Source organism: Allokutzneria sp. A3M-2-11 16, assembly GCF_024213555.1.
Taxonomy (GTDB): domain Bacteria; phylum Actinomycetota; class Actinomycetes; order Mycobacteriales; family Pseudonocardiaceae; genus Allokutzneria.
Genome location: NZ_JANAVO010000015.1, coordinates 1 through 23,565 on the forward strand (window position 1 = coordinate 1; position 23,565 = coordinate 23,565).

Here is a 23,565-nt window from a genome sequence, read left to right on the forward strand (position 1 = left end):
CCCAAGGGCACGCGCAAGGGGCCCCCAGGTCAAGCCGACCCCACCGCTGGTACCGGCGCAAGCTGGAAGCCCAGCCCAGCTGGAAGCCCAGCCAACAAGAGCTGGAAGCCCCCTACCCATGCACAACCTCAAGCTCCCATTCCCCCACCCCCTGCTCATGCAACCGCCAGTAATGCTCAGCGATCACCCCCGGATCAAACCCGGTCCCCGCCACCACCGCCCCATCCACGGTCACACTCGCCACATGCACCCCCGCCGCCCCGAACTGCTGGTCAAGCAGCGCAACCAACGTCCACACCCCCGCCTTGCCGAGCGAAAGGCTGACGTATTCCGGTTTCGGCCGCGGCATCCCGCCGGTGATGATGAACGTGCCACTGCCGCGCCGCGCCATCGCGGGCAGCACGTGCGCCGCCGTGGTCGCAGCTCCGACCACGTTCACCGCCCACGCGTCGAGGTGCCCGCGCACTGACAGCTCACCGAGTGCGTCGGCCTGGACGAGCGCGGCGTTGTAGACCACGACGTCCGGCAACCCGAATTGCGAGGTCACCGCGTCGAGCGCGCCTCGCAGCGCTTCTTCGTCCGTGCTGTCGGCGGTCAGTGCCAACTCCGCGCCCACGTCGGCGGCCGAGCGCGAGATCACGGCGGTCGGCAGCCCTTCCCGCGCGAACCGCTGGACGACCGCGCGGCCGATTCCCGGTCCGGCACCGATGACAACGGCTCCCGGCATCTTCCACTCCCTGCTGCTCGAAGACGGCAACGGTAAAGCCTGACATCGGTGTCAAGGTCAAGCCTCCGGGATATATGCCGTTCGGGAGACGACACATTCCCGCGATGGATATATGACTACAAACATGTCCAAAGCAAGAAAATGGTGGGTACTCGGGCCGCTTTTCGTGATCCTGACGCCGATCGTGGCCTACTCGCCGTTCCTGGTCTGGGAGTACTCGCGACCGCAGCCCGACATCATTCCGGGAAGCGGTCCGGTGTCCACGGCAACGGCACCGTGGGTCGTGGTCATCGGCAATCCCACCACCATGTCCGACCGGCCGGGCAACAAGCTGTGCGTCGGCACGCTGGTCGCACCGAGGGCCGTGGTCACCGCGACCCACTGCCTCGGGCACTCCAAGCCCTCGGAGTTGACCGTGACGATCGGGCGGGATGATCTGCGCGGCAATGCGGGGCGGGTCGTGAAGGTCGCGGGCACCTGGCTCGAACCGCGCTACACGCAAGGGGTTGCCGAGGAGTCCTTCGTCGGTGGTGCGTTCGGGCGCATCACCATGGCGTCGGCGGACATCGGCCTGGTGACGCTGGCCGAGCCGGTGGACACGCCGACGCTCCCGATGGCCGACGCCGCGCCGCGAGCGGGTGAGGCCGCGACCGTCTACGGCTGGCGCATGTCGCCCGATGACACGCCCGTCCTGTGGCAGGCGCCGACCACCGTCGGCGAGGACGCCGAGTGCGTGCGGAGGGCGGCGGACAGCGCGCGCTTCGTCCCTCCTCGCTGGCACGGCGTGAGCTACGACCAGTCCTCGTACCTGTGCGTGGGCACGGAACGCGCGATTCGCTTGCGCGCCACCGACAGTGGCTCGCCGGTCGTGGTGAACGGCCGTCTCGCGGGGGTGGCCGCGTGGTCGGCGAGCGCCGATCCCGCCGCGCCGGACTACTACACGAAGGTCGCGACCTTCCGCCCGCACCTGGCGCGCCTCATCAACGACATCCGCTGAGCAGCTCTATTCTCGGTGTGCCGACAGCACCCCATCGAGAAGAGGTACGAGCAACCGTGACCAGCGCGGGCATGCGGGAGAAGTCCTTGCGGGACAAGGTCCTCGAAGCGGCTTCGCACAGACGCGACGAGTTTCTCGACTGTGGCCGCAGGGCGGTGCTGGACGGCCTGGCCGACGGGGTCATCGAGATGGGTGCCGGAGGCGAGCACCCCGAGGTGATGATCGCGCCGATGTACCACCTGTGGGCGCGCACGGGGGACATCTACCTCACCGACGCCCGGCTGTGCGAGCGGCTGGTCTCGCTGCCGACCGCGCCGGTCCCGCCTTACCTGTGGGACCACGCTCCCTCGCCCGCGCCGCTGCTGCTGTTCCCCGACTCGCCCGACATCGCCCTGCCGACCGGCGGAATCGGTCACCTCGCGGGTGTCTTCGCCTGTGGGATGCGCAGCAGGGGCCGGCTCACGGAGCTCGGCGACGACGACGAACGGACCATGCTCAGCCTGTTCCTGTTGGTCAGCAAGCCGATGCACAGCCAGCTCTCCGTGCACCGGGTCAACGTGGTGACGGAACTGTCGAAGACCCTCGCCGAAACGATCGAGCTCGCCGTCACCCTGATGTGCCCCGATGGCAACACGCGGTCCCCCGAGGGGCACTACGCGCGCGCACTGCTGACCCCGGCGCTGGCGACGTTGCTCTACGCCTGCGTCGAAGACGACATGGTTTCCGTTGCGGCCAAAGCGAAAAAGGAGCATCCACAGGTCATGTGGCGGCTCGGCGAGCACACCGCGTCCGCGCTGGCCGAAGCCGAAGCAGAGGCACCGGATACCGACGACCACGTCCGGAACCTGTTGCGGTACTGGCCATGGCCCGAACAAGCGGCGCCCGCCGCCGTCCTCCCGGAACCGCGCGAGACCTCGGACAAGTGGCGCGTATGGCAGCACGGCGACCTCGTCGCGCTGGGCGCCGACGCGGTCGAACGCCTGCTCAAGGATCTCGTCGAGCACGCGGGCACGACCGGGGGCCGGGTGACGGTCGACGAGGTCGACATCCGTGGCGACCACGGTTACCTGCACGCGCACTGGGTCGAGGACGACGGCGTCCGGACCCGCGCGCTCTTCGCATTGCGCACCACGACAACCCTGGGCGAACTGAACTGGTTGACGTTGTCGGTGACGGGGCGGCCGTGGACCCCGCGCGACATCGCTCCCATGAACCGCCTCGGTGTGCTCGCGCTCGTCAAGTCGTGCAGGGACGCCCAGGGCTCCCCCTTGTCGACCGCGTCGTTCGACTTCTCCGCCATGGACACCGCGCCGGGAGCGGAGGAACTGCTCAACGTCGTCGCGGACGGCATGGTGACGGCGAGCGAGTACCACACCGTCCTGCTGGCCAGCACCGCGACGGACCCGTTTCCGCAAGCCTGGCCCGGCCTGGTCAACGTCTTCGTGATCAGCGAGGAGAGGCGCGTCAACCTCGCTCCGATCACCCCGCCGCTGCCTTCCTTCCCCCGTGGCCAGCTCCGCCTGTTCGCCTCGCCGAAGGGACCCCTGCGCGGGCGGTCGTACTCAGTCGGCGACCCCGCGCTCGACGATGCGATCGCGCTGCGCCTGAGCGAGCGCAACTACCAGGCCCTGCCGTCTCCGTGGTGCGAGGACGACGTGCTGGTCCGGTGGTGGGACGAGGCCGCCACCGGCAGCGCCGCCCCGGCCGAGGACGTGATCACCGTGGCGGAGGCCGAGCGCCTGCGCGCGGAGCTCGCCGAGGTCAGGACGCAGTTGCAGATCTCCCAACGCCACCACGCCAACGCGGTCAGCGACCTCGACCGGCTGCGCGCCGAGCAGCGGCCCGTCTCCGCTGAGGTCTCCGATGTGCTGGCCCAGCTCGACCAGGCGCAACGCGACCTCGCCGCGGCCTACGCCGACCGGGACGGCCTGGAAGCCGAACGCGACGCCGCGCTCCGGCACCTGTCGCGCGTCCGAGGTCGCTACGCGGCGATCATCCCGCGCGAAGCCGACGTCCCCGACGAAGCCGAGCCGCGGGAGTTCGCCGGCTTCGCCGAACTACTCGCTGTGGCGGCCGAGGAGCTGACCTCGCTCACCTTCACCGCCGACCCGCGTGCCGCCGCGCCTCTCGACGACCACACCAAGGCCGCGGTGTGGCGGCGCCGCACCTGGGACGTCCTCACCAGCCTCGCGCATTACGCTGACAGCGCCCGCGGCGCGGAGCGGCCGGAGAACTTCGTCGCCTTCCTGCGCGGCGGGCACCCGGGCGCGGCGATCTCCCCGACCCTGGTCGCGCCGACGGAATCCGTCACGACCCTGGCCGACAAGCGCGCGTACCGCGCCCGGGTCTTCCCGGTCTCCCCGGACACCGACCCCAGCGGGGAAGCCCTCTACCAGGCCCATGTCCGGATCGAGAGGTGGCAGCCGCCGGCGCCGAGGCTGCACTACTACGACGACCTCGCCGCCACCGGCACGCTCTACGTCGGCTACCTCGGCCCGCACCTCCCCATCCCGACCTTCACCTGAGCTAGCGGATCGCGATGACCCGGCTCGCCTCGGCCGGGGACAGGATCGCGCTGAGGTCGCCGAGCTTGGAGGAGAGCAGGATGCGCAGGATCTCGCGGGCCATGTCGAAGGTGCGGACCATCAGCTCGGGCAGCTTCAGGATGGTGCTCACGTCGCAGCGCGCGGCGGCCTCGGCCCAGTCCCGGGCCAGGGCGATCACCTTGTGCTTGTCGATCTTGTTCAGCGTCCGGCCGATGTCGGAGAGCGCCACCAGCGCGGCCTTCACCTGAGGGGTCCTGGCGAACTCGGGCAGCGAGGCGAACAGCTTGGCGCCCTCCGGGGTCCTGGGGTCGAGCAGGTTCAGGATGTGCGCGATCTGCGGCAGGTTCGCGCTCGCCTCGTAGAGCCGGACGACGTCGGAGAGGATGGCCAGGCTGCCCGCGGCCGCGCTGCCGGAGCCGCAGAGCACCCGCCGGGCCGCGTCGAGGTTGCCGGTGGCCTGGAACTCGGCGACGGCCAGCGCGGCCTCGGTGATGCCCTTGAAGACCCGCTCGATGTCCATCGGCTTGACGTTGGCGATGATCTTCGCGATGTCCCGGAACGCGGCGAGGATCTTCTCCAGGTCCGCGGCCGTCACGTTCGGGTTGTCCTGCTTCGCGGCCGCGATGATCAGGCCCTCGAACACCTGCGGCGAGGCGATCACCGACCGCTGTTCGAGGTTCTGCCGAATGGTCTGCTGGTCGGAGCCTCCGCCGATCAGCGCGCGCAGGCTCTCCACCGCCTGCTCGTTCGGGGCAGCCACCACGCCGCGCGCGTGTTCGGCGGACGGTGCGGCGACGGCGGGCGCGGCGTTCATTCCGACAACGGCGGTCATCGCCGTCATGCCGACCACGGCGGTGAATCGCTTCATACGGGTACTCCTCCACGAGCAGGGGCAAATCGGAAAGCGGACCGTATTGGGGAGCGGTGAAATTCCGATGAAATGGCGATCCCGCCTGCTCAGCGCAATGTTTCACATTCAATGACCGGACTGTCAGGGGTGGGTGCCACCATCACGGGCATGGCAGATCCGTCACGCTCTCCGGTCACCACCGCGGACCTCGTGCGGCTGGTCTCCGCGTGGTTGACCACCCTGGCCTCCCACCACACCCGCGACCGCTACAGCCGCGACCTCCACGCCCTGGCGACCTGGCTCTACCTGCACCGCCAGCGGCACCTCCTCGACGCCCGCGCGGAGGACGTCCTGGACTACTGCCGCTCCCTCACCGGCCACCGCCACGACCTCACCGCCGAAGAGCACCCGGTGCGGCGGCGCAACACCATCGCCACCACCGCCACGGCGTGGAGCTCCTTCTACCGGCACTGCACCAGCACCGGGCTGCTCGCCGACAACCCGGTGCGGCAGGCCCGCGCGCTCGACGCCGTCGCCGCGTACGTCCCGCACCCCCGCCGCAGGCCACCGGTGCTGGACGCGGCCGCGCTCCGCGCCGTCGTGGTGCAGGCCCACCGCGATCCGTGGCTCGGCGGCCCGCTGGGCGCGAGCATGCTCGGGTTGTTGCTGAGCCTGCACTGGCGGCCCGAGCGGATCATCACCGCGACGCTGCGCGACCTGCGGCGGCGCGGCGGCATCCGCGACCGCTCGCGCTTCGTGCCCCTGCCGGAGCCGGTGCTGGGCTACCTCGCCGCCTGGCTCGCGGAGCGCCCCGAGACCGACCAGCGCCGGGTGTTCGTCCACCCCGTCCAGCCGCGCCCGCTCGCCGTCATCGACCTGGCCCGCCTGGCTGCCCGCAGCGCCCACCGCGCCGGGCTCGGGCCGGGGACGACGCCGAGCCAGCTCTCGCACGCCGCCGGAACCCTCGTGGCCGAGGGAGCTCGGATTTCCTTGCCGTCATGGGAGGAACTACGGGAAATGGCGCCCGCGCCGCGCCAACTCGCGTTGCCCGACGACCCCGACGGCTACCACCCCGACTGGCAGGAACTCGGCCAGCAAGCCCTCATTCCCCGACCCGCCAAGGAGTTCTGACGAAGCATTATTCGTTTGCCACGCGAGTTCTCCCGCTGATGTCATCACGGAATGACCTGGCCTCCCCAGTTCCGGCGCGCCCGGTGGCGGATCGCGGCCACGTACACGCTCAGCCTCGGAGTGCTGGGCCTGGAAACCGCGGTCCCCCTGACCACCGGACTGGCGATCGACGGCCTGCTGGCCAAGGACTTCACCGCGCTCATCCCCTTGGCGGCGGTGTACCTGACGCTGACCGTGGTCGGCGTGGCCCGGCAGCTCTACGACACGCGGCTGTTCGCGCGGATGTACGCCGACGTCGTGGTGGACATGATCGACCGGCGCCAGGACTCCTCCACCGCCGTGCTGTCCGGCCGCGCGGCGCTGGCCAGGGAGCTGGTCGACTTCCTGGAGCACGACATCCCCGGCGCGATCACGTCCGCGTTGGGCTGCGTCGCGTCGCTGGTGCTGCTGGCCGGTTACCAGCCTGCGGCGGGTGGGTTGGCGGCGTTGCTGCTCGTCCCGGTCACCGTGCTGAGCTGGCGCTTCGGCAGGCGCTCCGCCGAGATCAACGGCGCGCTCAACGACGCCGCCGAGCGGGAGGTCGACGTGATCGCCGAACGCGACCGGACCAAGGTGCGCACGCACTTCTCGCAGATCGTCGGGCTGCGCATCCAGTTGTCCGACGCCGAGGCGCGCACCTGGGGCTCGACCGAGATCTGCACGATGCTCGCCGCCATCGCGACGCTCGTCCTGCTGACGAAGGAGCCCGTGGTCGCGGTCGGCACGATCTACGCCGCGCTGGCGTACCTGTTCAACTTCGCGCGGGGCCTGGACGTGTTGCCGTGGACCGTCGAGCGCACCGTCCAGGCGTTCGACGTCGTGCGCCGCTTCGCGCGCTGAGCCGAGCCGCCGGGCAGACTGTGGCGGTGACAACGGAGAATCGCCCGGCCGTGACGAACAGTACGTCCATCGTGCTCCTGGCCTTGGCCAGGCGGATCGAGGACGAGCTGGGCGCGGCACTGGCCCCGCTGGACCTCACGGTGCGCAGGCTCGGGTTGCTCGGGCACATCGCGGGTGTGCCCGGAGCGTCGTTCAGCGAGCTGGCGCGGATGTCGAGGATCTCGGTGCAGTCCGTGCACGGCGCGGTGAAAGCGCTGGTGGCAGCGGGTCTGGTGCGCGACCTCACCGCCAGGGCCGGGTCGGCGTCCACGATCGAGCTGACCGAGCGCGGCGAGGACCTGCTCCGTGAGGCCAAGAGGATCGCGGCCGAGGTGGACGAGCGCCTGTTCGGTCCGGCCGCCGATCCGGTGCAGCGCCAGGTCGGAAAAGCCGTGCGGGCGGCCTTCAGGTTGTCTGAAGCTTGAGCTAGGCTTCAGGCAACCTGAAGGTTGGAGGTCTTCCCGTTGGACCAGTTCCCCCAGACCGACCTGGCGCTGGGGGCCACGCGCTTCGCGCGACGCCTCGAAGAGCCCGCGGTCTTCAACCACAGCATGCGCACGTACCTCTACGGCCGCTTCCTCGGTGAGCGCAAGGGGTTGCGGGCCGGACTCGACTACGACGACGAACTGCTGTTCCTGGGCTGCGTGCTGCACGACATCGGGCTCAGCGAGGAGGGCAACGGGGACCAGCGCTTCGACATCGACGGCGCCGACCTCGCCGCGCGGTTCCTCACCGAACAGGGCGTCGCGGCGGACCGGGTCGAGGTCGTCTGGGACGCGATCGCGCTGCACCTGTGCTTCGAGGTGGCGCAGCGCAAGCGGCCGGAGATCGCGCTCGTGACGCTCGGCGCCGGATACGACCTGGGGCCGAACCCCGAGCACCCGCTGCCGGAGGGCTACGCCGAGCGCGTGCACGCCGAGCTGCCCCGGCTGCACGGCGCCGCCGCGCTCCACAAGGCGATCGTCGACCAGGCACTGGCGAAGCCGCAGAAGGCGCCGCCGTTCACGATGCCGGGCGAACTGGTGCGCCAGGTCACCGGGCAGCAATGGCCGACCTGGCAGCAACTCATGAGCCGGGAGCCGAGCTGGAACGACCACGAAGGCTGGCAAGGATGACCACGTACGGACTGCTGATCTTCAACGGAGCCGAGGACCTGGACTTCGCCGGGCCGTGGGAGGTCTTCACCACCTCGGCGATGCTCCGCGACGGCGCGGACACGGTCGTGCTCCTCGCCGAACACCCCGACGCCGTGCGCTGCGGCAAGGGGATGCGCGTGCTGCCGGACCACACGCTGGACGACCACCCGCCGCTGGACGTCGTGCTGGTCCCGGGCGGCCCCGGTGCCCGACTGGCCGAGCCGGACAACCCGGTGGTGACGGGCTGGCTCGCCAAGACCGCCACGGAGGTCGACTGGGTGGTCGGGGTTTGCACCGGCGCCTTCCTGCTGCACGCCGCGGGTCCGGCGCGAAGGCGCCGCGTGGCGACGCACTGGGACTACGAGGAGGAGCTGCGAGCGCGCGGTGACGTGACGGTGGTCAGCGACGCCCGCTACGTTGTCGACGGGAATCTCCTTACCAGTCAAGGAGTTTCGGCCGGGATCGACAGCGCGCTGTGGCTCGTCGGCGCGCTGCACGGTCGCGAGCACGCCAGGCAGGTGCGGCGGCAGCTCCAGTACGAGCCCGCTCCGCCTTACCTCGCAGACGAACCGCTCACGGGCGCCAGAGGTCGATGACGATCTCGCGCGCCTGCTCGCTGAACACCCCGCTCGCACTGGTGTCGATCAGGAGCCGTCGAAGGTCCGACTCGAACTCGGCGCGGCGGTCGCCGAACAGGTGCGGCGTGGAGCTGGACAGCGAGAACACCGCAGCGACGATGTCGTCAGCCACTCGCGTGACCACGCGGCCTGGCACGGTGATCCGCCGGAGCTCGGCGAACCCTGCCGCACGGTAGATCTCCGCCTCGCCTTCGGCCGTGCCGCGCGGAAGGCTGCCCCGCACCGCCGCGGCGACGCGCGGCCGATCCAGCCAATGGAACGACTGGGCGAAGGTGATCAGCCTGAATCGACCGAGCCCGGCGGGCAGGTCCTCGGCGCGCATGTGCAGCCACTGGGCGTTGGGGACTCCCGCCCGCCGGGCTTCGTCGATCATGCCGGGATCGGCGTCGAGCCCGATCGCCTGCTCGACAGCGTTGGCCAGCAACAAGGTCAGCGAACCGGGACCGCAACCGACGTCCAGCAGGCGCCCCGAACCGTCGAGCCGCATCTCGGCCACGAGGGCGTCGGCGACCGCATCGGGGTAGGCGATCCGGCCTCGCGCGTAGTACTCCGCGCTGCCGGAGTACAGGGAGGAATCCCATTCCCACACGGTGATCAGCGTAGAGCGCGGCCCGTGGTGGTCTTGATGTGCGCGGGCAGCGGCTCGTGCCGATCGCCGGTGTTCACGGTTCCGGTCGGCTCGAACAACAGGATGGACGCGCCGCCCGCGGAGGAGGGCTTGTGCTCGATCCCGCGTGGGACGACGAAGATCGATCCCTGGGGCAGCACGACCTCGCGCTCACCCTCGTCGTCGCGCAGGCCGATGCGGAGTTCTCCTTGCAGGACAAGGAAGAACTCGTCGGTGTCGGCGTGGCTGTGCCAGGCGAACTCACCGGCCACCTTGGCGATCCGGACGTCGTAGTCGTTGACCTGGGCGATGATGCGCGGGTCCCACAGCTCGTCGAAGGTGGCCAGCGCGGCGGGCAGGGCGAGGGGTTCGTTGCTCACCGTTTCAGCGTCGGGCACGCCACCGCGCGCCGGAAGTGCTAGAAATCGCACATGTCGCGTGAATCCTCGCACCGCGTGGTGGTGCTCGTCGACGAGGGCTCCAACCCGTTCGAGCTGGGCGTGGCCACGGAGCTGTTCGGGCTGCGGCGACCGGAGCTAGACCGGCCGTGGTACGAGTTCACCCTGTGCTCCGCCGAGCCTTCGGTGCCGATGCACGGCGGCATGTTCACGCTGTCGGCGGTGGCGACGCTCGACGCAGCGGAATCCGCCGACACGCTGATCGTCCCCAACCGGCCCGATCCCGAAGCGGGTCCCGCACCCGCGGTGGTTGCGGCCGTCCGGCGAGCGGCCGCGCGCGGCACCCGGTTGGTCAGCTTCTGCACCGGCGCGTTCACCCTGGCGGCGGCCGGGGTGCTCGACGGACGCCGGGCGACGACGCACTGGATGTGGGCCGAACGGTTCGCGGCCCGTTATCCGGCAGTGCTCCTGGAACCCGACGTGCTCTACGTCGACGACGGCGACGTCCTGACCGCCGCGGGCAGCGCCGCCGCGCTGGACCTCGGCCTGCACCTCATCCGCCGCGATCACGGCGCCGAGATCGCGAACGCGGTCAGCCGCCGCCTGGTGTTCGCCGCGCACCGCGACGGCGGGCAGCGCCAGTTCGTCGAGCGCCCCGTCGCGGCCGTGCCGGACGCTTCCCTGGCACCGATTCTCGGCTGGGCGCAACAGAATCTGGCCGGGCCGATCACCGTGGCCGACCTGGCGCGGCGCGCGGCGATGAGCCAGGCGACCCTGCACCGCCGGTTCCAGACCGAACTGGGGACGACACCGCTGGCGTGGCTCACCGAGGAACGGGTGACCCTGGCCTGCCGGTTGATCGAACGCGGCGAACTCCGGCTCGACCGGGTCGCCGAGGCGAGCGGGCTGGGCACGGCCTCCAACCTGCGCACCCAGATGCGACGGCGGACCGGTCTCACACCCACCGCCTATCGCCGCCGCTTCGGAAGCGCTGACGGTTCACTCTGAGGTGGTCGCGGCCGATACAGTGCGGCGCCGTGGAGACAGTGCGCGTCGAAGACAGGCAGTCCGGGCGTTTCGCGGAGGTGCCGCGGCCGTTGGCGGAGTACCTGTCGCCCAGGGACCTGGTCGAGCTGGAACAGGCGGTCCGAACCTCGTTCAACATCGCCAAGCACGACGAGGCGGAACAGGCCCTCGACCGCGTCGCCGCCGGCGATCCCACCAGGCTGATGTACGGGCTGCTGTGGCTGACCACGATGTGGAGTTCGCTGTCCGCGGCCCGGATCGGAGTCACCGTGCCCCAGTTCACCTCCGCGCTGGGTTATCGCGGACTGCGGTTCGACCTCTCCGGCGAAAGCGAGCAGAGCTGGGCCACCGGCGAGCAGGCCCTCCGGCGCGGCGTGCTCGCCGTGGCGACGAGCGTCGAGGACACCCACGAATGCCTGCGCGTCTACGGGCGGCTCGACCCGGGCCTGGCGAGGCTGCGCTGGATCATGCTCGCGATCATGGACGGCCTGACCCAGGACATGGAGCGCAACGGGGTCGCGCCCTGGGGTGCGGCGGAGCACATCGTCCGAGCGGCTGGCTGGGCGCAGCGATAAGCCGGGCTCACCAACCGAACGGTGGACACCCGTGTCCGGCGAGATGGCGGGCGACGCCGGTGTCAGGATCGAGCACAAGCGGTGCGGCGATCTCTCCGACGCCGAACGGAACAACGCCTGGGTCGGCTCGAATCGAAGCGGCGGGGTGTGCTTCGTCGGGGGCGGGACGATCGACACCCCGCACGGCGTCAACGCCGACAGCTACTGCGCGGGTGAGTTCAACTCGCTCATCGACTACCCGCTGCCCAACGACTCGAGGGTCTACAACTCGTCGGCGCAGCGGCGGACCTGCCAGCCCTTCGACTACCGATCCAAGATCATCAAAATCCGGCGCACCGGCTAGCCGTCTCCTTTAAGCCCCGCCCGCACTCCGCCCACCAAGTAAACTCAGCCCATGCACTCCACCCGCCCGCACACCCCAACCCCCGCGCGCTCCGTCTAGAGAACCCCGTTTCGTACTCATAACGGGAAAAAGAGCGCTCCAAAAACCCGTTTTGAGTACGAAACGGGATTTTGGGCTGCGCTGGGGATGGTTCGGAGGGGCCTGACGATCGTTGGTGGCTATGTGCGGGACGGCCTAGTTCGGCGGGGAGGGGTCCCGGAGTATCGGCCTAGCGTCGGTCCATGGCCTGGTTCCGCAGGAAGACGTCCGCCGATCCGACCGCGCTGATGCCGCCGGTCGGGGAGCCCAGCAAGACGGAGCAGATCGTGGAGTTCGCGCGCCAGCAGCGCCCGGCGGACGAGCACTGGGTGCACACGCAGATCATCTCCTACGTCGAACTGCTCCGGGACAGGTACGACGCCCCACTGTTCGTCGGACTGAGCGGCAGACCGGCGATCCTGCTGCGCCTGTCCGGGCAGATGCGCGCGGACCTCGACGGCCTCGGCGAGCTGATCGAGCGCGAGGGTGCCAACCTGTTCCTCCAGGGGTACCGCGTCGGACGGTACGGGATGGTGCGCGCGGTGCTCGAGCTGCCGGAGTACGACCTGATCTTCGAGACGCCGCTGACCCTCGCGCACGGCGACGTGCAGGAGTTCTTGCTAGGCGGCTACCAGAACGGCGCGATCGAGCTGCACATCGCCCACCTCGGCGACGCGCGGACACTGCGATTGCTCTGCCAGGCCAACGGGATCCAGCCAGTGGTGAGCTCCGTGCTGAGCGCCGTGCGCGGCCTCAGGCATCCGACGACACCAGAGGAACAGGCCGGGCCCATCGCGCAGCTGGAAGCGAAGTTCCCCAAGATCAGTGACGGGCTGGCCATCCGGAACCGGATCCGGCTGGTCGTGACGGGACAGGCCGAGGACGTCGTGGCGGTGGTGACGCACAACTGACTCAGGTCAGCGCGTCCCACGCGTCGCCGAACAGCGACGGCCGCCCGAGGTTCCCGGACTTCAACAGCAGCGCCAGCCGACCGTCCAGCGAGAACGTCCACGGCACGCCGGGATCGACCTCCGCGCCGACCCGCACGCCGGTGATCCCCAGCGCCCGCACCACCGCTCCGGAGGTCTCTCCCCCGGCCACGATCATCCGCCGCACCCCCAGCTCGACCAGGCCCGTGGCGATCCCGGCCAAGGCGGACTCCACCAGCTCCGCCGCGCGCAGCGTGCCCAACACCGACTGCGCCCGGCGCACGTCCGCCGCGGAGTGGATCAGTACCGGGCCGTCCAGGTGTGCGGCGACGAATTCCAGTGCCGCACCAACAACGTCCTGCCCTTCGGCGAGCGCGATCGGATCCACTGCGAAGGCCGGATGACGGGCGGCGAACAACGCGACCTGCTCACGGGTCGCCTCCGAACAACTACCGGAGACCACCGCCGCCGGAGCCCGAAGGATCGCCTCATCCACCGGCGCGGCCACGACACGCGCCCTGGACGCGAATCGCGCTGAAGCAAGACCCCACGCCAGGCCGGAAGCTCCCGTCACGAGCCGGTGATCCCGCACGGCCTCACCGAGAACGGCCAGATGCGATTCGCGCAGCGCATCGGCGACAGCATAGCGAACACCTTGCCCGGCAAGCCTTTCCAGTTCCGAGCGCACCGAGTCCGCGCCGCGCTCGACCACCGAGTAGTCGATCAGCGCCACGTCGGAGGTCGTTTGCCTGCCAAGCACGCGAACGAGGTCGGGATCGGTCATCGGGGTCAGCGGATGGTTGCGCAGGGAAGACTCCGACAGCAACCGGCCGTTGACGAACAGGTGTCCGAAGTAGACGGTCCGGCCGATCGTCGGGGTCGCCGGGCAGACCAGGCTGATCCGTGCCCCGAGGTCGGTCTGCAAGGCATCCGCCACCGGGCCGATGTTGCCGGAGTCCGTCGAGTCGAAGGTCGAGCAGTACTTGAAGAAGATCTGCTCCGCGCCCAGCTCACGCAACCGACGAGCGGCCGCGAGCGCCGAGGCGACGGCCTCCGCCGCGGGCACGGTGCGGATCTTCAGTGCCACCACCACGCAGTCGCATTCGGAGATCTCCCCCTCCGGCAGCCCGAACGTCTGCACCACACGGAGTCCTCGCGCCACAAGCGTCCCCGCGATATCGGTGGCTCCGGTGACATCGTCGGCCACCACGCCCAACCACGTCATGCCCCGAAGTCCTTCAGCTGGGCGATTCCGGACTCCGGAGACGACAGCACCGGCACGGTGACCGAGTCCGGCGCGAGCCCGCTCACGATACGCGCCATCGATGCCTGTGCGAGGACGATGACGTCCACCTCCGCGCTCAGGCGCCGGAACGCGGCAGTGACAAGCGCGTCATGCGTGTCGGTGTCCCCCTCCTTCAGCGCGTCGAACGCGCCTTCGCACAGCAGCGCGCGAATATCACGCTCAACGCCCCGAGAAGCCGCTGCGCGCCGGACCGACCGAGTCGTAGGGTCCAAAGTGGACGAAACAGTGGCGAGCACGCCGATCCGCCGCCCGCCGGACACCGCTTCGCGGCACATCGGCTCGTCGATGCGCAACACCGGAACACCGACGCACTGCTCCGCCGCCTCGCCGATCGATGAGCAGGTGACCAGCAGGACATCGGCCTCGCACTCGCGGGCGAAGCGCGCGTACATGGCGAGCTTGTCGCGCACGTGCCCCGGCGGCACGCCGTGCGCGATCGTGTCGCGCAGAAGGCTACCGTCCACGCTGTGCACCAATTCGGCGTCGGGGACGTGGCGAGTGGCCAGATCGGTGAGCACAGGGACCAACCCAGGGACCGTGTGCAGCAGGAAGACCTTCACCGCTCCTCCCAAGCGCACCCGTAGGTGTCCACAATGGACCCCAGCTCCCGCAAGCGCGGAACGGATCGTGAGCGCAGCAAATCCGCGAGCGAATCCGAGTCGGCCCTGACAAGATCACTCCAGATCGCCCGGCCCGCCAACGTTCCTGAAGCACCCGCCTGACAGGCCGCGCGCACAGCGGTCGGGAAGTCCGCCTGCTCCACGCCTTGCGACAGCACCACCCACGGCACCGGGATCTCGGCATTCAGCGCGCCGCACTCCTCGGTGAGCTGGTCGAGGCTTCCCTTGCCCGCCAAGGGAACCTGTGCCTTGTAGAGGCTCGGGCGCACCGCGGCCAGCGAACGCGCCGCCTCCCTGATCAGCCGACTCCCGCCCTTGGCCACGCCTTCGAGCACGGAGAGCAGACCGGCGTCGGCACAGCGGCGGACGAACCTGGCGGACATCTCCACCAGCCGGTCACGATCACTGTCCTCGCGCCAGATCACCAGCAACTTCGCCGCGACCGCCCCGGCTTCGCGCGCCCGGCCGAGGTCGACCTCGTCGTCGAGGTCGGTGTCCTCGACCGGTCCGTCCACCGGCTGGCTCAACCGGTCGGCGGCGACGATCAGGCCGCATTCCCGCGGCAGCAGCCCTTCGGCGGCGACCCGCTCGAACCCGAAGTCGCGATCGATCAGGAACCCGGAGGCGTACGGTCCCGCCTCCCTGGCAACGCTCAGCTTGAAGTCGACCAGCCGCTCGTCCTCCGCGCGCCGCCCGGTCGCGGCGGTGATCATCTGCCGCAGGCTTTCCCGTTGGTCCATCGCGACCATCAGGAAACACCCGCTCCCCCTGGCGAGGCTGTTCAGCGTCGGGGCCATCAACGTCCTCCGATCACACGCAGAAACTCCTTGTACACAGGCTGATACGCGCTCTGCAGCGCCGCATCCGTTGGTGCGGCGACGCTCGGCAGCACCGGTGCGCCGAAGGCGCGTAGCGCGGCGCCCGCGCACACAGCATCCGCCGTCCGGGGAATGCTCACGGGCACCGGCGACAACGCGGTCTTGACCCGCATCCACACCGGGATGTTCGCCTGGCCGCCCAGGAACACCAGCCGCTTGAGGCTGATGTTCCCGATGCGGGCCGCCTCGTCGAGAATCCACCGCGTGTGCAGGCAGGTCCCCTCGATCGCCGCCACAACCAGATCATTCGCCCGGTGCCGCTCAGTGACTCCGGCAAAGGACAAGCGGAGGTCCGGATCTGGTGCGGGCGCGACTCGACCTCGCAGGTACGGCTGCACGATGATGCCCGTGGGCAGCGGGGCATCCTCTTCACCACCAACAACATCCCGCATCCAGTCGACGAGAGCCCCGCTCGTGGGCAGTCCGCCGACAAGGCAGATGTGCCGCCCATCGGCCGAAGGATCACTGGTGAACCCGTGCGCCAGCGCCTCCTCCGGCGCAAAGCCGGAGACGGGCAACACTACGGCCTCGGCGGTCCCGAGCGACAGGCACCCGACGCCGGGCTCCCGCACACCGGCGGCCCAGGCTCCTACAGCATGATCATGTCCGGTGTTGATCACCGGAATCCCGGCAGGCAGACCAGTAGCCGCCGCAGCGCGCGGACTGACAACCCCTGCCCTACCGTCAAACCCGGTCAACGGTGGCATCTGCTCCCGGCGAAGTCCCGCCAGTGCAAGCAAATCCGGCTCGTAGTCCCCGCGGGCGAGATCGTAGGCAAGCGTTCGCGCGGCGAGAGTCGGGTGTGTGCGCACCTCTCCGGTCAGGGCATGCACGACGAGATCCCCCGCACCGGCCCAGCAGGCCATCGCGTCCAGCACCGCAGGATCGTTGCGCCGCAACCACATCCACTTGGCCAGCGGAGACTTGGCGCTGGCCCATCGACCCGTCGACCGGTACAGCTCCAGCGAACCGCGGTGCCGGTTGATCTGCCCGGCCTCCTCCGCTCCGCGCGAATCCGTCCATGAGATGAGATCGGTCAACGGCGCACCGGCGGCGTCAAGCGCGGCACCGGTCTCCGCCATCCCGGCAACCCCGACCGCCACCGGGGAGCGCCCCGCCGGATCGACGCACGCACGCATGCCGCGCACCACGCCCTCGACAAGTCGGTCCACAGTGGACGGAGTGCGCAACCGGACGAGATTCGCGCAGCCCCCGAGCGCGTCGAAGAGCCCGATCTTGATGTTGGTCGTGCCGATGTCCACCCCGGCCACGAGATCCCCATCGGAGGCCGTCATGACGCCAGCCTGTCGTCCAGGACCCGTGTTTGTCAAACTTCGGACAAACTCATCATGGGTTTGTCACTCTTATGCCACGGCGTTAGGGTGCTCCCGTGCGCTACACCTCCGCTCCCGCGCGCCGGGACGCCATCCTGCGGCGGTTGAGCGCGACCGGCTACGCGTCTCCGGCGGAGCTCGGCGCGGCCCTGTCGGTGTCCGAGCGCACCGTCCGCCGCGACCTGCAAACACTCGCCGACTCCGACCAGGTCGACCTGGTGTACGGCGGCGCGGTGCCGAAGCCGGGCGCGCGCCCCGGCCTGTCGTTCCGCGCGCGCTCGCGGATCTGGCCGGAGCGGAAGCGGGCCATCGCCACCAAGGCGATCACGATGATCGCGCCGGGCGACACGATCGGCATCGACGCCGGTACGACGACGATCGAGTTCGCGCACCTGCTGCCCGCCGGTCTGAACGTGACCGCCGTGACGGCCTCGCTGCCGGTGATGACGTCCTTGCGGGACCGCGACGACGTCGCGCTCGTCGGCCTCGGCGGCATGTACGACGCGATGACGCAGTCCTTCACCGGGCCGGACACCGTGACCGCGATGGGCCGCCTGCGGCTGAGCTGCTTCTTCCTCGCCGCGAGCAGCTTGGGCAAGGATGGCGCCTACTGCAACGGCTCGCTCGACGCCGAGGTCAAGCGCACGTTCATCGGCATCGCCGACCGGGTCGTGCTCCTCGCGGACTCCTCGAAGTTCGAGGAAACCGCCTCGGTGCACATCTGTCCGTACGAGGCGGTCGACGCCTTCGTCACCGACGACCTCCCCGCGCCGAGGCGGAGCTGGTTCACCGGCTCAGGAACCGACATCCATGAGGAGCGCGTCAAGGCGCTCGACTGACTCCTCCCAGCCCTCGGGCCGATCGTCGCTGATCCAGATCCGCTCGTCGAGCAGGCACAGCACGCGGTGCGCCGCAAGCCGATCCCGATCCGCTTCCCCATACGCCGCAATGACTTCCTCCGCCATGGCCGGATCGTGGTACTCGGCGTGCAGCGCGGTCTTGGCCAGATCCGCCATCGGATCGTCGAACGTGGCCTTCTCGAAGTCGATCACTCCGACCACCCGGGGCTCGCCGCTCTCCGCGATCATGATGTTGCTGTCGATGAAGTCGTTGTGGCAGAGCGGTCGCCGCGCACGACATGCATGCGGCGCAACAGCTCACCGACCTCGCGATGCAACTTTCGGCTCTGTGGTTGGGAAAGCTCGCGGCGACGGTCGGCCCAGCGCACACCAGGAACTCGGGTCATCACGACATACCGGTCGCCCGCGACGATCACCCGAGGCACGTTCACGTCAGTCGCGAGCTCCAACGCCCGCACCTCGACAGCGGCTTTTCGGCGCGCCCACGACGGGTACGTCTTGAGCACGTACTCGTCGCCGTCCGGCCCGCGCAGGCCGACCACGTGCCCCACGGCACCTTGAACGGTCGGAGCCCACGAGTCGACTTCGAGGGGAATTCCCGCCGCAGCAATGATTTCGGCGATCATGTCAGGCGCCAGCCTGAACTGTTCGACTGTGCGCGCCAATGTTCCGCATACGTCCCGTCGACCTCGATGAGCGACTCATGTGTTCCAGTCTACGCCGCGAGCGGCGAGAGGTGGATGTCCACACAGGACAGTTCCCAGCCGTGTCGCTCGCAATCGATCAGCCAACCCGTGGTTCCAAATTCACGATCCAGCGTAGCTACAGTCGCTTGACCTGCTTCGCGCGCGGGATTCCAAAAAGCGTTGGGATGCTTGGGAATTCACTCCTTAGAGCCATGATCGACTATTATCGCACGATAGAATGTGGCTATGCCCCTTGGTGATCTGCTCGATGCGATCAAGGCTGCCAGTCGTAGGCTCAGTGCGGCGAAGGCCGATCTTGCTGTCGCGTGCCGGGAATACATGGATCAGGTTGAAGACGGTGGTTACAACTACATGGGATCGGAGGTGGGGCCGGAGTTGGCGATCTCGCGTCGGAAAGCGGATGCGATGTTGTCGCGTGGGTACGAGCTGACAGAGCGTCCGGCGATTTTGCAGGCGATGGCCGAAGGCCGGATCGACGAAGGCAAGGCGCTCCTGATCCTGGACCAGATCAGTGTCCTGTCAGAGGTCCACAAGGCGATCGTGGAAGACGACCTGCTGGACTACGCGCAGACCCGCACCTACACCTCGGTACGGCGGCACGCGCAGACGGTGATCCACAAACTCGACCCCGACGCCGCCCTGCGCCGCCACAAGAAAGCCACCAAGGAACGCGCGGTCGAGAAGCGCGACCTCGACGACGGCATGTCCTCCCTCCGCTTCCTCGTACCCGCCCTGGACGGCGTGCTGATCTACGACCGCATCGACAGGATCGCCCGCGCACTGCCCAAAGATGACCGGACCCTAGACCAGAAGCGCGCCGATGTGGCGATGGATGTGTTGCTGGGCAAGGACACCGGCGCACCCCAAGGCCAGGTACGCGTCTACCTCACGATGCCGGTCACCAGTGTCATCGGCATGAACGATGACCCGGCGATGCTGCACGGATACGGACCGCTCCCGGCTGAGGTCGCGCGGGATGTCATCGCTGGTGGGATCTGGAAGCGCATCCTCACCGACCCGGTCACCGGCATGGCCGAAGAGGTCAGCGATGTCTACCGGCCGACCGCCAAGCAGCGGGAGTTGATCGCGGCTCGGTTCCCCAGGTGCACCGCGATCGGGTGCCAGCAGCCCGCCCACCGCTGTGACCTCGACCATTGCTGCCGCTACGACGGCACCAACACGACGGTGAAGAACCTGCGGCCGAAGTGCAGGCACCACCACCGGATGAAGCACGAAACCAACTGGCGCTGCGAAAACCTCGACGACGGCCGGCACCTGTGGACCTCACCCAGGGGGAAGGTCTACGAAACCGAACTCGAACCGATCGCCGAACCCGCACCCTTCTAAGGCGCGTAGCCCGTCATCCGCGCGTAGTGCACGGTGCGACCCAAAGGCCAGGCGTGGTACTGGAAAATGAGCTGCCACGCATGGGCGAGGACCGGACCGAACTCGGCGCGCAGCCGGTCCATTCGGGCGGCCATGACAGCGCCGGTGTCGCGCCAGCTCGGCCAGTACGCCTCGGAGAGATCGGTCAGCCGCAACCCGGTCAAGCCCGCCGCCCGCAAGGCGTCGCGGTAGTGGGTGGCCGGGCGGAAGCGCCAGGTGAACAACCCGGCGAAATCGTGCACGAGCGAACCGGGGCGGTCGAGCACCGGGTCCATCAACGTCAACGGCGCCCCGGGCTTGAGCATCGCGGCCATCGCACGAAACCCGTCCGCGATGCGCTCTTCCGGGAAATGACCGGCGACCTCGATCGCGGTGACCCCGTCCGCGCGGCCCACCAGATCCGCGGTGGTCGCCGCGTCGAGCACGTCGGCGACGCGAACCTCCACCCGGTCGGCGACACCGAGGCGAACGGTGATGCGGCGGGCGATCTCCGCCTGTTCGGGGCTGAGCGTCAGCGTGACCACGCGTGCCCCCGGATGCGCCAACGCCAGGCGCGCGGCGGAATTCCCGCGCCCGGTACCGACATCGACCAGCAACGGCTCCTCGGGCGCGGCGGCCAGGGCGGGCTCCCAGGCCAGGTCGACGGTGTTGACCTGAGCCGCGGCCAAGCGGGTCGCGGGATCGGACAGGGCGCGGTGCTCCTCGCCGTAAACCCCGAAGCTCAGGCTCAGCCAGGCGTGCCGCATGATCCGGCCCCAGGTGTCGTAGAACTCCACCGGACCACCGATCGCCCGGCCGAGCAACGGTTTCGCCATGCTCGCCAGGTAGTGCCGCCGCAGCTCGCCCGGGGAATGCCTGCGGACGAGGTCGGCGTAGTACTCCTCCTCCACCGCGTCGCGGGCCTCGATGAACTCGCGTGCGAAGCTCAGCTGGTCCTGCATCGATCTTGTCTACCAGTCCGACCACGGGGCCGACCAAGACGCCAATAGGCTGACAGGCTGGAGGACGTGGAGTGGATCTGGGACTGATCGGGCAGGCCGTCGGCATGTTCGCGGTGACCAACGTGGACGACATCGTGATCCTGTCGGTCTTCTTCGGCCGGGCCGCGGGCCCCAGAGGCGCGGCGCGGGTGGTGGCCGGGCAGTACCTGGGGTTCGCCGCGATCCTGGCCGCCTCGGTCCTCGGAGCGCTCGGCGCGGGCCTGCTCCCGGAGCGGGTGATCCCCTTCCTGGGCCTGCTGCCCCTGCTGCTCGGTCTTCGCGCTGCCTGGCGAGCCTGGCGCGAGCGCCACGACGACGGCGACGCTCCCGACGCGGGCACCGGACCGGCGGTCCTGGCCGTCGCGGCGGTGACCTTCGCCAACGGCGGCGACAACATCGGCGTCTACGTTCCGGTCTTCACCACGGCCGGGGCCAGTGGCCTGGTCGTTTTCGTGATCGTCTTCCTCGCCCTGGTCGCGGTCTGGTGCGCGTTCGGCCGGGTCTTCGCCACGCGCCCGGTGATCGCCCGGGCCCTGGCCCGGTGGGGCCACGTCGTGCTCCCCCTCGTGTTGATCGGCATCGGACTGCTCATCCTTTGTACCTACTAGTATGTATAGTCGGCTCATGTACGCCAAGCAGTACGAGATCACCCTGCCCGCCGACTACGACATGACGATCATCCGCAGGCGCGTCGCTGACAACGGCCACCTGCTCGACGACCGGGCCGGACTGGGGCTCAAGGCCTACCTGATCCGCGAACGCGGAGTCGATGGCTCGCCGGTCAACCAGTACGCGCCCTTCTACCTCTGGAACGACACCGGCGCGATGGCGCACTTCCTCGTCGGCGGCGGTGGATTCCAGAACATCGTCCGCGACTTCGGGCGCCCCGCCGCGCTGCACTGGACCGGTATCGCCTGCCACGCGGGCCCCGCCCGAGCGGACTTCCCCAGGGTCGCGACCCGCACGCTCACCCCGTTCCCCGCCGACCTCGAAGCGGTCCAGCGGGAGATCGAGGAACTCAGCCGTCACGAGAACGTCCACACCGCCGCGCTGGCCTTCGATCCGCACCACTGGCAACTCATGCGATTCGTGTTGTGGAAGGACAATCCGGAGCCGGGAGCGGAAAGGTACGAGGTGCTGCACCTCTCTGCTCCCGGACTCAAAGACCTACCGGACGGGCGAGCCTGGTGAAGCTCTGGTCACCGCCCCAACGCGGTGCCGGCCGAACACCCGCGTTCACCCGGCATGGCCTCGATCCGCGACAGCCACCCGACCGTGACCGTTCCCCGGACCCGCGAGCCGGTCAGGCAGCTGATGTCATCACCTGAACCGGCGCGCAGCGAGACGCCCACGTCCTCCCCTTGGACCCGGACGTCGACCGCGGGCGGGAGGTGGTCGGCCCGAGGCTTCGGCAGCTCCTTGTCGAGCGCGTCCCGCACTTGAGCGTCGGTCGGCGTCGGCGGCAGGGCGGCGAGCAGTTTCCGGAGCGCCGCTTCGGCTCCGTCCGGGACGATCGTGTCCGGCGTGGGTGGCGGTGGTGTCACGGGGGCCTTGTCCGGGCAGGAGATCCGCTCGGGCTCGCCGATGATCCCGTAGAAGTTGAAGTCCATGCCGTAGCAGGCGTTGAGCGCCTCGATCCTCGGGCCGAACTTCGGCGCTTCCGGTGCCGGGCGGTGGATGCGGATCACCAGGTGGGCGAACTGCTTTGCCGGGTCGAGGTCCGTGCGCGGGATCTCCTGCATGTCGAGCACGGCCAGCTGCGCGCCGTTGCCCTTCCACACCGCGAGGGCCGCGCGCGCGAAGCCCGCGGCCGAGTCCTGCCGCGGATAGCTGATCGCGGAGGCCAGGGTGTTCGCCTGGCGGTCGGTCTCCGCGTCTCCAGGCGGCGAGGAACACGAGGTCAGAAGCACGGCGAGACCCAGGAGAAGTAAGCGTGAGCAAGGCACGACGCACGCTAACCGCGCGGACTGCCTCCTGCCTTGAGTAGATCTCCCTAATTCAGCTGCTCCGTACGCGACTGCGGGATACGGTGCGCGCCTTCCCGATCCACGCGGCAAAGGTGGCAGATTTGCAGGTTCGCATCGTGCATCTCAACGGTGCCGTGTTCGACGCGCTCGCCGCCGGGGATCTGACGGCGGCGAATGCGGCCAGTCCGGTGCCGCTCTCCGCGTACTTCGCCGGGCCCGACTGGCGCAGCGTGTGGCGCATGCGCAGCGAGCAGGTCGCCGAGGACCCGGCGAGCGCGGACTGGGTCACCGGCGTCATCTGGGACGAGGACGGCGACCTGGCTGTCGGCCGGGCCGGGTACCACGGACCGCCGGACGCGGCTGGGATGGTGGAGATCGGCTACGCCGTCGATCCCGCCCATCGCAGGCGCGGATATGCCCGCGCCGCACTGGAGTTCCTGTTGCGCCGCGCCTCTGACGAGCCGGACGTGCGCACCGTCCGGGTCACCATCAGCCCGGACAACGAAGCGTCCTACCGCCTCGTGGCCGGGTACGGCTTCGTCGAGGTCGGCGAGCAGTGGGACGAGGAGGACGGCTTGGAGATCATCTACGAGGCCGCGGCCTGAGCTGGTCGGCGATCGCCACCGCG

28 protein-coding genes are annotated in these 23,565 nt (G+C 69.4%); 16 read left to right on the forward strand and 12 right to left on the reverse strand.

The window, feature by feature from the left end; translation table 11 throughout:
• Positions 1-112 precede the first annotated feature (112 nt).
• On the reverse strand, positions 113-727 hold the full coding sequence (locus NLX83_RS35460; RefSeq protein WP_254239636.1) for an SDR family NAD(P)-dependent oxidoreductase: 615 nt from the start codon (positions 725-727) through the stop codon (positions 113-115).
• A gap of 124 nt (positions 728-851) precedes the next feature.
• Between NLX83_RS35460 and NLX83_RS35465 the strand changes: the two genes are divergently transcribed.
• Positions 852-1,724, forward strand: a complete 873-nt coding sequence (locus NLX83_RS35465) for a S1 family peptidase (protein ID WP_254239637.1) — start codon at positions 852-854, stop codon at positions 1,722-1,724.
• A 56-nt stretch (positions 1,725-1,780) separates the two neighbouring features.
• On the forward strand, positions 1,781-4,249 hold the full coding sequence (locus NLX83_RS35470) for a hypothetical protein (protein WP_254239638.1): 2,469 nt from the start codon (positions 1,781-1,783) through the stop codon (positions 4,247-4,249).
• 1 nt (position 4,250) lies between these two features.
• Here the strand turns inward: NLX83_RS35470 and NLX83_RS35475 are convergent, their stop codons facing one another.
• The gene (locus NLX83_RS35475; protein ID WP_254239639.1) at positions 4,251-5,138 is read right to left on the reverse strand and encodes a hypothetical protein; all 888 of its coding nucleotides are present in this window, start codon (positions 5,136-5,138) and stop codon (positions 4,251-4,253) included.
• Positions 5,139-5,288: 150 nt separating this feature from the next.
• On the opposite strand from NLX83_RS35475, the gene NLX83_RS35480 reads away from it, so the two are divergent.
• The 5 genes from NLX83_RS35480 to NLX83_RS35500 are packed head-to-tail and all read left to right on the forward strand — an operon-like array spanning position 5,289 to position 8,901.
• Positions 5,289-6,251: a tyrosine-type recombinase/integrase gene (locus NLX83_RS35480; protein WP_254239640.1), complete on the forward strand. Its 963-nt coding sequence runs from the start codon at positions 5,289-5,291 to the stop codon at positions 6,249-6,251.
• A 51-nt stretch (positions 6,252-6,302) separates the two neighbouring features.
• Positions 6,303-7,130, forward strand: a complete 828-nt coding sequence (locus NLX83_RS35485) for an ABC transporter six-transmembrane domain-containing protein (protein ID WP_254239641.1) — start codon at positions 6,303-6,305, stop codon at positions 7,128-7,130.
• Between the two features lie 50 nt (positions 7,131-7,180).
• Complete coding sequence (locus tag NLX83_RS35490; protein WP_254239642.1) at positions 7,181-7,594, forward strand: MarR family winged helix-turn-helix transcriptional regulator; 414 nt, start codon at positions 7,181-7,183, stop codon at positions 7,592-7,594.
• Between the two features lie 39 nt (positions 7,595-7,633).
• On the forward strand, positions 7,634-8,284 hold the full coding sequence (locus NLX83_RS35495) for an HD domain-containing protein (RefSeq protein WP_254239643.1): 651 nt from the start codon (positions 7,634-7,636) through the stop codon (positions 8,282-8,284).
• Positions 8,281-8,901 (forward strand): DJ-1/PfpI family protein, encoded by a 621-nt coding sequence (locus tag NLX83_RS35500; RefSeq protein ID WP_254239644.1) that lies wholly within the window; start codon positions 8,281-8,283, stop codon positions 8,899-8,901. Before NLX83_RS35495 ends, NLX83_RS35500 begins: the two co-directional genes overlap by 4 nt.
• Here the strand turns inward: NLX83_RS35500 and NLX83_RS35505 are convergent.
• Both NLX83_RS35505 and NLX83_RS35510 read right to left on the reverse strand, forming a co-directional pair.
• Positions 8,879-9,532, reverse strand: coding sequence for a class I SAM-dependent methyltransferase (locus NLX83_RS35505; protein WP_254239645.1), 654 nt, complete (start codon positions 9,530-9,532; stop codon positions 8,879-8,881). The genes NLX83_RS35500 and NLX83_RS35505 overlap by 23 nt on opposite strands.
• A gap of 5 nt (positions 9,533-9,537) precedes the next feature.
• Entirely contained in the window at positions 9,538-9,930 is a 393-nt protein-coding gene (locus NLX83_RS35510) for a cupin domain-containing protein (RefSeq protein WP_254239646.1), read from the reverse strand.
• Positions 9,931-9,981: 51 nt separating this feature from the next.
• Here NLX83_RS35510 and NLX83_RS35515 point away from each other — a divergent pair, with 51 nt between their 5' ends.
• From NLX83_RS35515 to NLX83_RS35530, 4 genes are all read left to right on the forward strand, one after another.
• Positions 9,982-10,956, forward strand: coding sequence for a helix-turn-helix domain-containing protein (locus NLX83_RS35515; protein ID WP_254239647.1), 975 nt, complete (start codon positions 9,982-9,984; stop codon positions 10,954-10,956).
• Positions 10,957-10,985: 29 nt separating this feature from the next.
• On the forward strand, positions 10,986-11,549 hold the full coding sequence (locus NLX83_RS35520; RefSeq protein WP_254239648.1) for a hypothetical protein: 564 nt from the start codon (positions 10,986-10,988) through the stop codon (positions 11,547-11,549).
• Between the two features lie 31 nt (positions 11,550-11,580).
• On the forward strand, positions 11,581-11,892 hold the full coding sequence (locus NLX83_RS35525) for a hypothetical protein (protein ID WP_254239649.1): 312 nt from the start codon (positions 11,581-11,583) through the stop codon (positions 11,890-11,892).
• Between the two features lie 281 nt (positions 11,893-12,173).
• On the forward strand, positions 12,174-12,881 hold the full coding sequence (locus NLX83_RS35530) for a hypothetical protein (protein WP_254239650.1): 708 nt from the start codon (positions 12,174-12,176) through the stop codon (positions 12,879-12,881).
• A 1-nt stretch (position 12,882) separates the two neighbouring features.
• On the opposite strand, the gene otnK is transcribed toward NLX83_RS35530, so the two are convergent.
• The 4 genes from otnK to NLX83_RS35550 are packed head-to-tail and all read right to left on the reverse strand — an operon-like array spanning position 12,883 to position 16,998.
• Entirely contained in the window at positions 12,883-14,124 is a 1,242-nt protein-coding gene (otnK, locus tag NLX83_RS35535) for a 3-oxo-tetronate kinase (RefSeq protein WP_254239651.1), read from the reverse strand.
• On the reverse strand, positions 14,121-14,723 hold the full coding sequence (locus NLX83_RS35540; RefSeq protein ID WP_254239652.1) for an aspartate/glutamate racemase family protein: 603 nt from the start codon (positions 14,721-14,723) through the stop codon (positions 14,121-14,123). The genes otnK and NLX83_RS35540 overlap by 4 nt, the downstream gene beginning before the upstream one ends.
• 38 nt (positions 14,724-14,761) lie before the next feature.
• Complete coding sequence (locus NLX83_RS35545; protein WP_254239653.1) at positions 14,762-15,622, reverse strand: hypothetical protein; 861 nt, start codon at positions 15,620-15,622, stop codon at positions 14,762-14,764.
• The gene (locus NLX83_RS35550; RefSeq protein WP_254239654.1) at positions 15,622-16,998 is read right to left on the reverse strand and encodes an FGGY-family carbohydrate kinase; all 1,377 of its coding nucleotides are present in this window, start codon (positions 16,996-16,998) and stop codon (positions 15,622-15,624) included. The genes NLX83_RS35545 and NLX83_RS35550 overlap by 1 nt, the downstream gene beginning before the upstream one ends.
• Positions 16,999-17,093: 95 nt before the next feature.
• Here NLX83_RS35550 and NLX83_RS35555 point away from each other — a divergent pair, with 95 nt between their 5' ends.
• Positions 17,094-17,876 (forward strand): DeoR/GlpR family DNA-binding transcription regulator, encoded by a 783-nt coding sequence (locus tag NLX83_RS35555; protein ID WP_254239655.1) that lies wholly within the window; start codon positions 17,094-17,096, stop codon positions 17,874-17,876.
• Here the strand turns inward: NLX83_RS35555 and NLX83_RS35560 are convergent.
• On the reverse strand, positions 17,832-18,125 hold the full coding sequence (locus tag NLX83_RS35560) for a phosphotransferase (RefSeq protein WP_254239656.1): 294 nt from the start codon (positions 18,123-18,125) through the stop codon (positions 17,832-17,834). The two genes, NLX83_RS35555 and NLX83_RS35560, sit on opposite strands and share 45 nt — an antisense overlap.
• The gene (locus tag NLX83_RS35565; protein ID WP_254239657.1) at positions 18,122-18,523 is read right to left on the reverse strand and encodes a phosphotransferase family protein; all 402 of its coding nucleotides are present in this window, start codon (positions 18,521-18,523) and stop codon (positions 18,122-18,124) included. The genes NLX83_RS35560 and NLX83_RS35565 overlap by 4 nt, the downstream gene beginning before the upstream one ends.
• 306 nt (positions 18,524-18,829) lie before the next feature.
• Here NLX83_RS35565 and NLX83_RS35570 point away from each other — a divergent pair, with 306 nt between their 5' ends.
• Positions 18,830-19,951 carry an HNH endonuclease signature motif containing protein gene (locus NLX83_RS35570; protein WP_254239658.1) on the forward strand — a complete coding sequence of 374 codons (1,122 nt, stop codon included), beginning with the start codon at positions 18,830-18,832 and terminating at the stop codon, positions 19,949-19,951.
• Here NLX83_RS35570 and NLX83_RS35575 read toward each other — a convergent pair.
• Complete coding sequence (locus NLX83_RS35575) at positions 19,948-20,931, reverse strand: SAM-dependent methyltransferase (protein WP_254239659.1); 984 nt, start codon at positions 20,929-20,931, stop codon at positions 19,948-19,950. The genes NLX83_RS35570 and NLX83_RS35575 overlap by 4 nt on opposite strands.
• A 71-nt stretch (positions 20,932-21,002) precedes the next feature.
• On the opposite strand from NLX83_RS35575, the gene NLX83_RS35580 reads away from it, so the two are divergent.
• Positions 21,003-21,578 (forward strand): cadmium resistance transporter, encoded by a 576-nt coding sequence (locus NLX83_RS35580; RefSeq protein WP_254239660.1) that lies wholly within the window; start codon positions 21,003-21,005, stop codon positions 21,576-21,578.
• A 16-nt stretch (positions 21,579-21,594) separates the two neighbouring features.
• A complete protein-coding gene (locus NLX83_RS35585) occupies positions 21,595-22,161 on the forward strand; it encodes a DUF4865 family protein (protein ID WP_254239661.1) in 567 nt (188 codons plus the stop codon).
• Between the two features lie 8 nt (positions 22,162-22,169).
• Here the strand turns inward: NLX83_RS35585 and NLX83_RS35590 are convergent, their stop codons facing one another.
• Positions 22,170-22,880, reverse strand: coding sequence for a hypothetical protein (locus NLX83_RS35590; RefSeq protein ID WP_254239662.1), 711 nt, complete (start codon positions 22,878-22,880; stop codon positions 22,170-22,172).
• Between the two features lie 158 nt (positions 22,881-23,038).
• Here NLX83_RS35590 and NLX83_RS35595 point away from each other — a divergent pair, with 158 nt between their 5' ends.
• Positions 23,039-23,542: a GNAT family N-acetyltransferase gene (locus NLX83_RS35595; RefSeq protein ID WP_254239663.1), complete on the forward strand. Its 504-nt coding sequence runs from the start codon at positions 23,039-23,041 to the stop codon at positions 23,540-23,542.
• Positions 23,543-23,565: the final 23 nt, after the last annotated feature.

Bases quoted from the DNA above. Each gene is read 5' to 3' on its own strand.
- NLX83_RS35500 (WP_254239644.1), top strand. From the start codon at position 8,281: ATGACCACGTACGGACTGCTGATCTTCAACGGAGCCGAGGACCTGGAC.
- NLX83_RS35465 (WP_254239637.1), top strand. From the start codon at position 852: ATGTCCAAAGCAAGAAAATGGTGGGTACTCGGGCCGCTTTTCGTGATC.
- otnK (WP_254239651.1), bottom strand. From the start codon at position 14,124: ATGACGTGGTTGGGCGTGGTGGCCGACGATGTCACCGGAGCCACCGAT.
- NLX83_RS35545 (WP_254239653.1), bottom strand. From the start codon at position 15,622: ATGGCCCCGACGCTGAACAGCCTCGCCAGGGGGAGCGGGTGTTTCCTG.
- NLX83_RS35460 (WP_254239636.1), bottom strand. From the start codon at position 727: ATGCCGGGAGCCGTTGTCATCGGTGCCGGACCGGGAATCGGCCGCGCG.
- NLX83_RS35565 (WP_254239657.1), bottom strand. From the start codon at position 18,523: ATGATCGCCGAAATCATTGCTGCGGCGGGAATTCCCCTCGAAGTCGAC.
- NLX83_RS35550 (WP_254239654.1), bottom strand. From the start codon at position 16,998: ATGACGGCCTCCGATGGGGATCTCGTGGCCGGGGTGGACATCGGCACG.
- NLX83_RS35575 (WP_254239659.1), bottom strand. From the start codon at position 20,931: ATGCAGGACCAGCTGAGCTTCGCACGCGAGTTCATCGAGGCCCGCGAC.
- NLX83_RS35530 (WP_254239650.1), top strand. From the start codon at position 12,174: ATGGCCTGGTTCCGCAGGAAGACGTCCGCCGATCCGACCGCGCTGATG.
- NLX83_RS35480 (WP_254239640.1), top strand. From the start codon at position 5,289: ATGGCAGATCCGTCACGCTCTCCGGTCACCACCGCGGACCTCGTGCGG.
- NLX83_RS35560 (WP_254239656.1), bottom strand. From the start codon at position 18,125: ATGATCGCGGAGAGCGGCGAGCCCCGGGTGGTCGGAGTGATCGACTTC.
- NLX83_RS35570 (WP_254239658.1), top strand. From the start codon at position 18,830: ATGCCCCTTGGTGATCTGCTCGATGCGATCAAGGCTGCCAGTCGTAGG.
- NLX83_RS35585 (WP_254239661.1), top strand. From the start codon at position 21,595: ATGTACGCCAAGCAGTACGAGATCACCCTGCCCGCCGACTACGACATG.
- NLX83_RS35515 (WP_254239647.1), top strand. From the start codon at position 9,982: ATGTCGCGTGAATCCTCGCACCGCGTGGTGGTGCTCGTCGACGAGGGC.
- NLX83_RS35475 (WP_254239639.1), bottom strand. From the start codon at position 5,138: ATGAAGCGATTCACCGCCGTGGTCGGCATGACGGCGATGACCGCCGTT.
- NLX83_RS35485 (WP_254239641.1), top strand. From the start codon at position 6,303: ATGACCTGGCCTCCCCAGTTCCGGCGCGCCCGGTGGCGGATCGCGGCC.